The 11165-nt window shown below is 60.0% G+C and carries 12 protein-coding genes, 2 tRNA genes and 2 pseudogenes; 12 read left to right on the forward strand and 4 right to left on the reverse strand.

Annotated elements, in window-relative coordinates:
* Nucleotides 1–317 precede the first annotated feature (317 nt).
* A complete protein-coding gene (locus tag BANT918_RS06800; RefSeq protein WP_101619521.1) occupies nucleotides 318–821 on the forward strand; it encodes a DUF1992 domain-containing protein in 504 nt (167 codons plus the stop codon).
* On the opposite strand, the gene BANT918_RS06805 is transcribed toward BANT918_RS06800, so the two are convergent.
* Entirely contained in the window at nucleotides 818–2011 is a 1194-nt protein-coding gene (locus BANT918_RS06805) for a M20 metallopeptidase family protein (RefSeq protein WP_101619567.1), read from the reverse strand. The genes BANT918_RS06800 and BANT918_RS06805 overlap by 4 nt on opposite strands.
* A 7-nt stretch (nucleotides 2012–2018) precedes the next feature.
* Nucleotides 2019–3191: a hypothetical protein gene (locus tag BANT918_RS06810; protein WP_101619522.1), complete on the reverse strand. Its 1173-nt coding sequence runs from the start codon at nucleotides 3189–3191 to the stop codon at nucleotides 2019–2021.
* Nucleotides 3192–3461: 270 nt separating this feature from the next.
* On the opposite strand from BANT918_RS06810, the gene BANT918_RS06815 reads away from it, so the two are divergent.
* The 3 genes from BANT918_RS06815 (at nucleotide 3462) to BANT918_RS06825 (ending at nucleotide 4513) form a co-directional block, all read left to right on the forward strand.
* Nucleotides 3462–4262, forward strand: coding sequence for a glycerophosphodiester phosphodiesterase (locus BANT918_RS06815; protein ID WP_101619523.1), 801 nt, complete (start codon nucleotides 3462–3464; stop codon nucleotides 4260–4262).
* Between the two features lie 78 nt (nucleotides 4263–4340).
* Nucleotides 4341–4413, forward strand: a tRNA-Thr gene (locus tag BANT918_RS06820).
* Nucleotides 4414–4439: 26 nt separating this feature from the next.
* Nucleotides 4440–4513, forward strand: a tRNA-Met gene (locus BANT918_RS06825).
* 38 nt (nucleotides 4514–4551) lie between these two features.
* On the opposite strand, the pseudogene BANT918_RS18070 reads toward BANT918_RS06825, so the two are convergent.
* Nucleotides 4552–4806: pseudogene (locus BANT918_RS18070) on the reverse strand (helix-turn-helix domain-containing protein); the annotation flags it as partial.
* Nucleotides 4807–4917: 111 nt separating this feature from the next.
* Here BANT918_RS18070 and BANT918_RS17370 point away from each other — a divergent pair.
* The 5 genes from BANT918_RS17370 to BANT918_RS06855 all read left to right on the forward strand — a co-directional run bounded on the left by BANT918_RS17370 (nucleotide 4918) and on the right by BANT918_RS06855 (nucleotide 7743).
* Nucleotides 4918–5151 carry a hypothetical protein gene (locus BANT918_RS17370; protein WP_167389392.1) on the forward strand — a complete coding sequence of 78 codons (234 nt, stop codon included), beginning with the start codon at nucleotides 4918–4920 and terminating at the stop codon, nucleotides 5149–5151.
* A 296-nt stretch (nucleotides 5152–5447) separates the two neighbouring features.
* Nucleotides 5448–6008 carry a hypothetical protein gene (locus BANT918_RS06840; RefSeq protein WP_101619525.1) on the forward strand — a complete coding sequence of 187 codons (561 nt, stop codon included), beginning with the start codon at nucleotides 5448–5450 and terminating at the stop codon, nucleotides 6006–6008.
* Nucleotides 6009–6154: 146 nt separating this feature from the next.
* Nucleotides 6155–6436, forward strand: coding sequence for a hypothetical protein (locus tag BANT918_RS06845; RefSeq protein WP_101619526.1), 282 nt, complete (start codon nucleotides 6155–6157; stop codon nucleotides 6434–6436).
* Between the two features lie 238 nt (nucleotides 6437–6674).
* Complete coding sequence (locus tag BANT918_RS06850) at nucleotides 6675–7535, forward strand: DUF2637 domain-containing protein (protein ID WP_233430385.1); 861 nt, start codon at nucleotides 6675–6677, stop codon at nucleotides 7533–7535.
* Complete coding sequence (locus BANT918_RS06855) at nucleotides 7528–7743, forward strand: hypothetical protein (RefSeq protein WP_101619528.1); 216 nt, start codon at nucleotides 7528–7530, stop codon at nucleotides 7741–7743. The genes BANT918_RS06850 and BANT918_RS06855 overlap by 8 nt, the downstream gene beginning before the upstream one ends.
* A 602-nt stretch (nucleotides 7744–8345) precedes the next feature.
* Here BANT918_RS06855 and BANT918_RS06865 read toward each other — a convergent pair.
* A complete protein-coding gene (locus BANT918_RS06865; protein ID WP_101619530.1) occupies nucleotides 8346–8957 on the reverse strand; it encodes a GNAT family N-acetyltransferase in 612 nt (203 codons plus the stop codon).
* Nucleotides 8958–9382: 425 nt separating this feature from the next.
* Here BANT918_RS06865 and BANT918_RS06875 point away from each other — a divergent pair, with 425 nt between their 5' ends.
* From BANT918_RS06875 to BANT918_RS06880, 3 genes and pseudogenes are all read left to right on the forward strand, one after another.
* Complete coding sequence (locus BANT918_RS06875; RefSeq protein ID WP_101619532.1) at nucleotides 9383–9694, forward strand: hypothetical protein; 312 nt, start codon at nucleotides 9383–9385, stop codon at nucleotides 9692–9694.
* Nucleotides 9695–9752: 58 nt separating this feature from the next.
* A pseudogene (locus tag BANT918_RS18075) lies at nucleotides 9753–9956 on the forward strand (helix-turn-helix domain-containing protein); the annotation flags it as partial.
* 180 nt (nucleotides 9957–10136) lie between these two features.
* On the forward strand, nucleotides 10137–11057 hold the full coding sequence (locus BANT918_RS06880; protein WP_233430386.1) for a helicase-related protein: 921 nt from the start codon (nucleotides 10137–10139) through the stop codon (nucleotides 11055–11057).
* The last annotated feature ends 108 nt before the right edge of the window (nucleotides 11058–11165 follow it).

Here is an 11165-nt window from a genome sequence, read left to right on the forward strand (position 1 = left end):
CCACGTGAGCACAGTGTGAGCACACCGCCTCGGGATCACTCGGAATCGTGAGGTTGTGGCCGGTGGTCAACTTCCCCGGAATCTAGGCGCAGAAGGCCTCCACGGTGCATTGCGGGTACTGTCGGTTTCGGCGCTCATATCACTGTAAATCAGCCGGCATTGCCTTCGAAGGTTCGAATCCTTCATCTGCCACGCAGACTGGGGAAGCCCTGTGATCATCACATGATCACAGGGCTTCTTCGCTTGTGCCCTCATTGCTTGGTCTTCGTCGCTTCTGTAGCGTGTAGAAAAGTGGTCAGGATGACGGAGGCACTGCTATGAACGAGGAAAGTGCTCCTCGCCGAGTGAATTCCCTCGAGGATCGCAACGCGATCGTCGAATCTGCACTGGACAAGGCGATCAGGCGCGGTGACTTCGATGACCTTCCCGGCCTGGGCAAGCCGCTGTCCGGTCTCCACAATTCCCAGGATCCCGACTGGTGGATCAAGGCGAAGATGGACCACGAAGACATGAGCGGCGTCGCTCCTGCCGCCTTCCAGCTGCGCAAGGAAAACGCTGTCCTCGAGGAAACCCTGGACGTCTTCACGAAGGAGTCCGACGTACGCACCTATCTCGCGGGGTTCAACGATCGTGTTCGTGCTGCGGTCATGGACCTGCGCGAGGGACCGCCAGTCTTCACCCCACCCCGGAAGGTCGAGCACGAGATCGCGGCGTGGCATCAACGTCGAGCCGCAAAGAGTGACCCGCCCCCGGCCCCGACAACAGGTCAGGGCGAGGAGCGGGTACAGCCTCGGCGGTGGTGGCGCAGGAAACGGAACTAGATCTCTGTGCGCAGACGTTTGAGGGCCAGGTGAGATAGCAGAGCCGCCTGATCTCCCAGCACGGTGTCGTCGAAGATGACGAAGGGGGAGTGGTTGTCTCCCTGCCGCTCCTCGGGCACGTCCGTGCGTTTGGCGCCGAGCATCATGTAGGTGCCCGGAACCTCGTGAAGGACGAACGAGAAGTCCTCGCTGGGCATGATCGGGTGAGGTGAGACCTCCACCCGGTCCTCGCCCAACAGGCCGCGGACCTGGTCAAGGGTCCACGCGGTCTCAGCCTCGTCGTTGACCGTCACGGGATACTGAACCTGGAAGTCCACCTCTGCGGTGCATCCGTGGGCTTCGGCGATGCCCTTGGCCAGCTGTTTCGACTGGGTCCTCACCATGTCCAGCGACTCCTGGGAAAGGGTGCGGACGGTGGCACCGAGAGTCGCCGAGGCGGGGATGACGTTGATCGCGTCACCGGCCTTCAGCTGGGTCACGGACAGGGCTATCGGGTCGAAGGTGTTGATGCGTCGACTGGCCATGTTCTGCAGAGCGGTGACGAGTTCGGCCAGGGCCGGGACCGGATCGGTCGCCGACTGCGGCTGGGATCCGTGGCCGCCACGTCCATGAAGGGTGATGTGAAGGACGTTGGAACCGGCCTGCAGAGTCCCGGGCTTCGTCGAGACGAGGCCACTGGGACCCATGTGGACATGGGCTCCGAAGGCGGCGATCACCCGCGGTCCCGCAGCGTCGAGGACACCCTCGTTGATCATCACGGAGGCGCCGTTGTGGCCCTCCTCGCCGGGCTGGAACATGAAGACGACGTCGCCTGCAAGGTCCTCGCGGTGCTGATGCAGCAACCGCACTGCACCGACCAGGCCCGCGGTGTGCAGGTCGTGGCCACAGGCGTGCATGTTCTTGTTCGTGGACTTGAACGGTTCGTCGGTCAGCTCTTCGATGGGCAGTGCGTCCATGTCGCCGCGCAGGAGGACAGCAGGAGCATGCGCGGGCTTGTCGGGGTGGGCTCCCCGCAGGACTGCCACCACCGAGGTGGTCTCGACGCCAGTGCTCACCTCCAGGTCGAGGCCCCCGAGAGCGGTGAGCACCGCGGCCTGTGTGCGTGGCAGGTCGAGACCGACCTCGGGGTGGGCGTGCAGCCGACGTCGGAGCTCCTGCAGCTGGGGCAGAAGGGCATTTGCTTCGGTCAGGAGGTGCTCACAGCATTCCGACGAGGACGCTGGCGATGACGACGGAACCGGAGCTGACCGAGGTGAAGCCGCCGACGAGCATCGGCGGCAACATGACGTTGAGCAGGGTTTCCTTCTCGTCGTCATCGCGGGCGATGGAGCGAGCGACCTCGTTGGTCAGCAGATAGTCGGCTGGGAAGCCGTACATGGCGGTCAGTGCCACAGACATACCCAGCGGAGCCTTCCACCTCAGCAGCTTCGTGGCAATGAAGCCACCGCCGATGATGCCGATGATGCCGACGATGAGGATCGAGACGGTGGGCAGGAACGCGTTGATGACGTCCTGCACCGAAGCAGAGACCAGCGGGGCCATGACGATGGCGATCACGCCGGACATGGCGATACCGAAGGAGTTCGACCGTTCCATCGCCTTGTCCGGGGACAGGCCGATCGCGGTGGCCGCGATGCCGAGGATGAGCGCGAGGATTGATGCCGGAATGTGTGTCGGGCCGGCCAGCAGCGTCGCGATCGAACCGCCGATGAGGACGAGGAAGAGCATGAACAGCTGGTTGTCTATGAGGAATGGCGGCAGGGTCACCAGCTTCTTCTTCGTGGCGGCCTCTTCCTCCTCCTCGTGGTGTGCAGCGGCGAGTTCGTGGAGCTCCCCGCTGTCGCGCAGCTTGGTGGCGTAGCGGCGGAGCAGGAAGTTCGTCAGCGGCATCGACGGCAGCGACTGCAGCATGAGCACGAGTGCAGGGAGCACGATGATCGCCGAGGCTGCTCCGGTCGCTGTCAGTCCCTCGGTCGTAAGGCCGGTGGCGACGATTCCGCCGGCCAGGGGCCCGGAGCCGGCGACGGAGGTCTCGAACCCGAAGATGGGCGCGATGACGAGGAAGATGAGCCCGACGGCGACGACCATGCCGGAGAGCGCGATGACGACCGAACGCCATTGTTTGAGCATCACCCGCAGCGGAATGAGCGTACCCATGTGGAAGAGCAGCGGAGCGACGAGGATCGTGTAGATCTGGACGAGCATCGAATCGTCGACGACGGTGTCGGGGACGATGCCGATCTTCGCGAAGATGAAGATGCCCAGCATCGCCACGAGCAGGCTGGGCACGCGAGCCTTGGACCAGATCGAGACCAATTCGCCGAGGGCGATGAAGGCGAGAACGATCGTGGCCGCAAATATTGCTTCCATAGCGAACCTTTCAAGGTGGTGAGTGTTGTGTGAGTTCGATCGTCACGGCCACAAAAGCGAAAATATGAAGTGACTCACAGAGAGTACGTTATTGCCTGTTTCCACATAGTGCCTATGCCTTTCTCAGCATCTGAGACTGTGACGACACGTCAGAGCAGGCGTCACCGTGCAGATTGGGGGCGTCTGATGCGTAGGCGATGTGGCGTCCTGCGCAGAGACGGAAAGCGTTCGGATTAAGACGAGGGCCAGCGCAGGGCATAGTCTGGGCGTATGAGTTTTCTGCAGTTCCTGCACGAACGAGGCATCACCGAACGACCCGGTTCGTCGAAGCGTCCACTGGTGATCGCTCACCGCGGCTATTCCGGTGTGGCCCCCGAGAACAGCCTCGCCGCGGTGGACGCGGCCCGTGCCCTCGACGTGGACCTCATCGAAGTCGACACCTCGACGAGCGCCGATGGAGTCCCGATCATCCTCCATGACCCGGATCTTGATCGAACTACGAACCGGAAGGGCCCGGTGGCGAACCTGACGGCAGAAGAGCTGTCCTTCGTTGACGCCGGCTCTTGGATGGGCCCGGGATTCACCGGTGTCCGGATTCCCACGCTGGCGGCCGTGATGCGAGACATCCAGCACCGAGGCGGCGAGCTCCTGCTTGAGCTCAAAGGAGAGTGGTCATCCGGCGCAGTGGCTCAGATCTCCGAGCTCGTCGTCGAGACCGGCGCTGCCGATCGGATGGTCGTGCAGTCGTTCAACACCGAGACGCTGGCCGCCTGCAGGGACATGCTGCCGATGGTCTCACGATTCCTCCTGCGCATGGTCCCGCGCCCCGAGGACATCGAGATCGCACGGGAGCTGGGAGCGGTCGCGATCAATCCCTCGTTCAAGGGATTCTCCATGCGCAGATCCGTTGTCACCGAGATCCGCGATAATGACCTGGGCGTATTCGTGTGGACGGCCGATTCCATGGACGAATGGCGCGAACTCCTCGACGCCGAGGTCGATGGCATCATCACCAACCAACCCGGTCGTCTGCAGGGATTCCTTGCGGGTCGATTCGACCCGGTGAAGTGAACTGCTGCGATCTGTGAGTGACGTCACTGAACGCCGATTTGCCCTCGTTGCGCGAAGCCGTGTAAATTCTTACCTGTTGCCCCGATAGCTCAGTCGGTAGAGCATCTCCATGGTAAGGAGAAGGTCAAGGGTTCGAATCCCTTTCGGGGCTCTCGTGCCGCTTAAATGCGGCGCTGGGGCGGGGTAGCTCAGCTGGTTAGAGCGCACGACTCATAATCGTGAGGTCGGGGGATCGAGTCCCCCTCCCGCTACTCTCTTCTGAAGAACCTCCATCCACTGGATGGGGGTTCTTCTCATTCACGAGTTCGCCGAGCAGTTCAGCCAGCGAGACGTCCAGAGCGTTCGCAATCATCATCAGTTCTGGGGCCGTGAACGGCAGTGCCCCGCGAAGACGCTTGGAGACTGCCGACTGACCAACTCCCAGTAGTTCTGCGAGCCAAATCTGCTTCAGACCCCTGCGGGCAAGCCAGGCTCTGACTTCACTGCTGACTTTCAAGTTGGCCGCTCGCTCTAAATCAACAGCCGGTTCGAATGATGTAGTCATGTAGCAATTCTATCCCCTCCGTGGACTTGGACATAGCCCAGGGGAGAATAATATTCGACACAGGACATTATTAGCTTGCAGAATATTCTTGTCAGGACTACTGTCGTCCGTATGAGCTATCAAATGGTCCTGAGGGGCAACATCAAAGCAGCCATGGCGCGTCGCGATTGGCTAGGGCAGAAGACCGCAGAATCAATTGGCCTGACTGCGGCGACGTTCTCGTCTCGTCTCCACGGACGCACGGAGTGGAGGATGAACGAACTTGTGGATCTCGCCATCGCGCTCGACGTGCCTTTCTCTCGGCTTGTCGAAGGTATTGATTCTGAGCTGGCGGTGACGGCATGAGTACCGAGCTTGCGAGTCGGTTCTCGCTAGATGAGGCCAGAGAGCTCACAGATGAACTGAGGGCCGATTATGGGTCTCTTCAAGTCAAAATTTCTACCGCCTGGAGAGGTCGGATTTGGCTTGCCTTGGGCTACGAGTCCTGGCAGGACTATCTGGACGAAGAGTTTCGAGATGTGAGCTTGCGCCCGCCAAAGGAACTCCAGGAACAGGTGATCGCAGAATTGCGCGCTGCAGGAATGAGTACCCGTGGGATTGCATCAGCCACAGACTTGAGCCAACCAACTGTAGTTCGCAGATTGAGCGATTCAGGTGATTCAAATGAATCACCTGAAAACGACGAGCCAGTCATTGGTCTGGACGGGAAAAGCTACGATCGCCAACAGCCTCCGAAGCCACCCTCAGCACCTAGCTCCGCGAGGGAAGGCATCGTCGATGCTGAGGTCATCGAGGACGACGACGCTGACGACTACGACCTCGTCTCCGCATCGGGCCTCGAACCGGCCACCGTCAATCTCACCGAGTCGAGCAACACTCCTGGCCGTGAGCACGTCGTCCGAGCGATCAGGGAACTCCACTATGGTGCTTCCGCGCCGCTGCCGATGGTGAAGAAGCAGTCGAAACTCCTCGAAGTCGCATTCAGTGGGGGAGTCTCTGACCTCGCGACTCTCGAGGGTGACAAGGTCGAAGATCTCGGTCGTGATGTCGCCGATGCCCTCGGAGTTCTCTCCGATCTGCTCTCGGCAATGGCAACACAGCCGGCCCCTACCTTCCAGGCCGCGCTGACCCACTCTGACACGGTCGGGTCGATCAAGAAGACCATGACGAACCTCCAAGTCATCTCCCGGAGCCGGTCGTGAACACGGTTGCATCTGACACTCCACTTCTGACTGATGCATGAAACCCATCAAACCCGTCACCGGGACCACGTTGTGAAGTTCTCTGAAATTAAATCGTTCGTGATGAAACAACTCACGACCACGAAGACCAAGTGATTGGAAGCCCCATGAAGACCACAGGCGTGAAGAAACCAATCGTCCTCCTGGCCACAGTGATCCTCACCGCCTCTCTAGCAGGATGCGAACCCAAGAAGGTCGAGGAAACCCCCGACGAGGCCTCAACGGAAACGAATGACCCCTCAGCCGTTGATGAACACGGCGACGGGCAAGGACTACGTGAGGAACCCATCGTTCTCGAGGACGGTCGCACGATCACCTGCGTCGTCTACGACGGCGACAACGGCAATGGCGGAGTTTCGTGTGACTGGATCGGCCCGGTCGACCAGTGAGAGAGGCAACCATGACTACTGATAACACAGCACTGGCCTCAACAACCCTGACGGTGAAAGAACGGCCTCACCCGTGAACGATGAGGCCGCCCAGCCAGAGAACCATGCAAGAGCAACTAGCAGATTTTCTAGGCACGACCAGGCTACACCGAACGAGACGACTACTGCTGTCAATACTGGGCAGAAGTCTCGGATCAATCCAGATGACCACCGATTCGTTCGCCTCATCACCATCGGGGTGGCTTTCGCCGGTCTCGTGGCGTTCGCGATCAGCTTCGTCGCGCTCATGGAAGTCGCATCCTGGTTGGGACTTCCCGCTTGGATGCACTGGGCTGTACCCGCGTTCATCGACACCGCGATCCTCGTCTACGCCGGGTCGATCCTCATTCACAAAACCCGTGGCGAGAAGACCTGGCAATCCTGGGCGCTGCTCGCAGCGTTCACCGGCCTGTCCGTGATCGCCAACGTCGCTCACGCACTCTCGTATGGGGATGCGAAAGAAGGATCATGGCAGGGCATCGTCGGAGCTGTCATCGCCGGGATGGTCCCCTTCGCTGTGTTCGCAGCAACAGAGCAACTGTCGAGAGTAGCTGTCGAGGATCCGATCTCTCGTCGTCGGGAGAAGCAAGCCGAGGCGGAATGGTTGGCCGAGCAAGCCCAGCGGGAACGCAAACAGCTCGAGGTCGAAGCCGAGCGTGAACGCGCCAGGCAGGATGCCGAGCTGGCACACGAACAGCACGCCACCAACATCGAGGTCGTGCGTGCCCAACGCGAAGCACTGGCCACTCGTGCAGCACAAGCCGCCGAGGACGGTGAACAGTTCGCCCTTGCACGGACCCCGTGGCTGTCCAGTGTTCCAGACCCAGAAGAGCCTGAGAGGGCACCATCTCAGCCCGTCTCGGGGACAAAGCAGAAGACGAGGACCCCGGATCTGAATGCGCTGGTGGACTTCATTGCCGGACGCACAGCACTGGGCGAAGACACCTCGGGTGCGCATCTGGCAACCCAGTTCGGATTCAGCGACAAGACCGGACGCCGCCGACTGTCCGCATTGCGTGAGTCACACCCCCAGATCTTTACAGGAGGAACCAATGACTGAGTTTCCATCGGCTCTTGGTCAGGCTTCGGCGGACGAAGAAGCGACCGCGTTGAGAGCCGAAGCAGACCGGATGAATGCGTTGGCAAACGATCCTAGCCTGATCGCACTGGCCGAGATCGAATCCGCCTTTTACAGGGAAATTCGATACGGGTACCTAGACGCGCAGAGAACGCTGCAGGATGCCGCCGACCGGATCGGAGGGAAGTGATGAAAGCCGGGGGAATCGTGCTCGTCGTTGTCGCGGTGTTAATGATTCTCGGCACGGTCAATGAACTGTATTTCTCAGGGCCGTGGTTTCTCCGGTGGCTCGATATTAGGTGGTGGTGGCACTGGATTGCGACCGGCTACACGTGGATTGATTCCGTCGTTGACATCGACTTCCACTCACCCGACTGCAGGAGTGGGCAGTGATGACGGCGGAATCGGGGACAGCAGACGAGGAAGTCGAGTTAGCGGGGCAGTTGGATCTTCTCGATGAGATCCCTGGAGAGACCAGAGGGACAGAACACCGTGAGGCCAGAAGGAGGGACATCAACAATGACGAAGCATGAGACCGGCATGGTCGATCCGAACGTGGATGGTGGCCACGATGAGGTTGGGAAGTGGAAACCAGCTGAGGACTGGAAGAAGTATTCGGCTCGAATACCCCTGCTGATGGATTCTGGTGGTGACTACGAACTCCTAGGCAGTGCCCGCTCGATCGTGGGGGACCCTTTCCAGCAGAAGGAAGACGACTCAAGCATCGTGTACATCGGCCCGCTACGGAGAGGTCGCGGTGTCCATTGGGGTCCGGAATGGGCGGGCGCTCATTCAGTCGCCTACCACTCGCCCTGCCCACCGGTGGGTCTCCTCGATGGGCAGCGGTTCACCCGGTTTGAGGATCTCGTAACCGAGGCGGCGGTAGAACTTCTCGAGAAGGGGCTTCGGTTCGAAGATGAGGTTGACGCACGTCGCTCCCTGCCCGACTGCCACTCCCTCTGCGTGGCCCACGAGGGTCTCGCCAATGCGGTCGTGTCTGTGGGCTTCATCGACTGCGAGAAGGTCGAGCATTCGGACGCGTTCGCACAGGAACTCAGCGATCACCACGTGTCCTTGTTTCCTGGCCTCGAGTATCGCGTCTGCATCGATGACGAGGAAGGCTGCACCTACCGTCTCATCGTTCTTCTTGGCGAGGAGGAGCCAGCCCTGATCGTTCCGGATGATCTCCGGCACGCTTGCCACCGCTTTACCGGTGTTCGGGTCCGAGACGAGGGTGAAGAGACGCTGCGCATCCTCAATGTCCGCCTGCCGTGGTTGATCAACTACAGCCACGGCGAAGTCGCGGACGTGCTGTTCACGCTCAGCCAGGTGTGGGAGCGGACTGTTCGTGGATTCACTCCGGTCAGCAGCTCGGCGACGGCGGAAATAGCCAAACATACCCATGCTGTGACTCCTCTCGGTTCGTCTCCTGAGATTACCAAGCAGGCGGATCGGCCGGGGGAAGACCACATCACGACATGGGCGCGGGAAGTCGGGGTGCAGGAAAAGCTCCCTGCCGATGAGTTTCTACTGCTATTGACGGTAGCCCTGCGCGTGAATGTTGCCTGGCACCTGGTGAGGACACCAGGACGCCTGGGTGAGCTCACGGGCATGTCTGGGCGGAAAGTGACGAAGCTTCTGCGTCGCCTGCATCGGCGCGGGATCCTCGTTATCCGAGGAACGCAGAGAGCGGTCGGGCCCGATGGAGAAGAGCTACTCGAACCAGCGCCTGTGGTCGACCTTGTTGAGAGTGCTTTACGGAAGGACACCAGCAATGGGCATTCAGACACAACACGGTAATGCCGTTCGTATAGGAAAGGACAACGGTGATGAGTGCACAGGCTGACCACGGTGAGAGTGCCCGTGTGTGGGCACGTCAACTTGGTAGGGCCGGTCACTTCGCTCCAGAACAGTTGCTTCTGGTGTGGATCCTGACATTGACGGTCAACGACCGGTGGGAGTCCCCGGACGCACTGGAAGGCCTGGCCACTGATGCCGGGATGAGCATCGAAGAGGTCAAACACAATCTGGAGATCCTCCGAGAGTCCAGAGTCGTGTCTTGGTACACCCAATGGCAAGGGGAGTACATCCGTACGCCCTTCACGCTCAATCCCACATTCCCTGAACCGAGGCGAACATGACTGGGCAGGACGAAGTGAACATGAACGAGAATCTAGGGGGTGAATCATGGCAGTGGAAATGATCACGTGGGCCAGGCGGCAAGTGTTTGACCATTTCGAGCTATCTGGCCCAGAACGGTTCATTCTCATGCTGTTGGCCGACAACGCTTCGTTTGATGAAGAGACTGGGCTGTGGTCGGCGTTTCCCTTTCAGAACACCCTGGCCCACGAATCCGGGTTCAACGAACGAACTGTTCAACGTGCACTCAAACGGTTCCGCGACCTCGGCCTGCTCAGTATCGAAGTTCGGTATAAGAGGGCCGGAGGAAAGTCCGGAAACACCTATCGGTTCCACCCAGAAGCGGTGAATGAGCCGATTGCTCGCACCGAAGCGATGCCTGAGTTTTCAAGAGACGACACAGAGTCGGGTCTTGAAAACTCAAGAGACGACACACAGTCGCCTATGCCTGTCAATCACCTGGCTGTCTACGGTGATGGGCGCAAGGTCGCCTTGGATCCACGCATGGTCGGTGAAGAGTTCAGCGGCGACGTGAAGCTCAACTACGTGACCCGTCGAATCGCACAGGTCTGGAGGGAGAATCGGGACAATGAGTACCTGGTGCCGGGAACACCGGACCCATCAGAGAACAGGGGTGCGTTGCAGATCGTGTTCTGTGACCTTTCGACACCGAACGAAACGCAGTGGAATGCCTACGACCAGATGAAGTCCGATCTGGCCTCTCAACATGGCATGGACCGCGAGCGAATCCGATTCATCCACGAAGCCAAAGACGATGAACAACGCGCACTGATGTTCAAAGACGCACGCGAAGGGCGCATTGATGTGCTGATTGGGTCGAGTCAGAAGATGGGCACAGGCGCGAACATTCAAGCCCGAGCGATCGCGATGCATCACGTGGACTGCCCGTGGCGACCAGACGAGCTGGAACAGCGCGAGGGCCGGATTCTGCGACAGGGTAACCAGAACGGTGAAGTCCAGGTCTACCGGTACGCAACCGAGGACACCTTCGACTCCACGTCATGGGACATTATCGGACGCAAGGCCACCGCTATCGCTCAGGTGATGCGGGGCCGGTTAGACGTGCGTGAACTCGATGATCCTGGTGACCTGGCGTTGGATGCCCAGCAGATGATGGCTGGATCGTCGGGAAACCCGTTATTGGTGGAGCGGACCGAGTTGGACGTGACAGTGCAGAAACTCTCCCGGCGTGCGCGTGGCCACGAGAAGGCTCAGAGTGCATTGAAATATCGCAAGACTTCAGCCGAGCAGAGAATCGCCCACGTCGACCAGGCCCTACCTCAGCTGGAGGAAGCCATTGCGCGGCGAAGGGATACGCAAGGGGATGGATCGCCCCGGGGATAATAGAGGCAGGGAGATTGGAAGAAGGAGATTCTCTCATGCCAGTGAAATATACCGACGAGCTCAAGGCTCGTGCCGTCGAGCTCGTCATTCATGCTCAAGCAGAAACGA

The sequence above is a fragment of the Brevibacterium antiquum CNRZ 918 genome (assembly GCF_900169145.1).
Classification (GTDB): Bacteria; Actinomycetota; Actinomycetes; order Actinomycetales; family Brevibacteriaceae; genus Brevibacterium; species Brevibacterium koreense.